Origin of the sequence: Xanthovirga aplysinae, assembly GCF_009711365.1 — a bacterium.
GTDB classification, from domain to species: domain Bacteria; phylum Bacteroidota; class Bacteroidia; order Cytophagales; family Cyclobacteriaceae; genus Xanthovirga; species Xanthovirga aplysinae.
Genome location: NZ_SMMB01000124.1, coordinates 1 through 414 on the forward strand (window position 1 = coordinate 1; position 414 = coordinate 414).

General features: G+C 35.5%; 1 protein-coding gene. It reads right to left on the minus strand.

Annotated features, from left to right (window positions below; all coding sequences use genetic code 11):
* Positions 1-103 precede the first annotated feature (103 nt).
* Positions 104-355: a helix-turn-helix domain-containing protein gene (locus E1171_RS25005; RefSeq protein ID WP_155202981.1), complete on the minus strand. Its 252-nt coding sequence runs from the start codon at positions 353-355 to the stop codon at positions 104-106.
* Positions 356-414 lie beyond the last annotated feature (59 nt).

A 414-nucleotide genomic window follows, 5' to 3' on the forward strand; every position in this document is an offset into this window, starting at 1 on the left:
TAATCCATTTTTAGCTAGTATATTATGAACAGTAACCACTGAAGGAATGTCCTCACTGCTACAATCGTTAAACAATAGTTTGTGGATTTTCTTTGTTCCCCAACTAGGATGTTTTGCCTTTAAGAAAAGGATCTTTTGTTGTACTTTTTCTTTGATTTGGATGATTCCTAGGTGCTTTGGATTGTTCCCTAAGTCCTTCAATACCCATTGATTCATATCGCCTAATCACTTTATAAGCTGTAGGACGGGTGATTTCAAAAGCTTTACAGAGTTCAATAATGATGTGCTTTCCACCGAGCCATTCACAGATAAATTCTATTTTTTGATCCATAGTTGTCATTGCTTTCCAAGGCATGGCTGTTTGAATTGGTTTTCAACCAAAAACTACTCAAAAAGTGTAAACTATGTCCCTTT

What these genes read in the sequence shown, in the direction of transcription:
- E1171_RS25005 (WP_155202981.1), bottom strand. Translation starts at nt 355, where the DNA reads ATGCCTTGGAAAGCAATGACAACTATGGATCAAAAAATAGAATTTATC.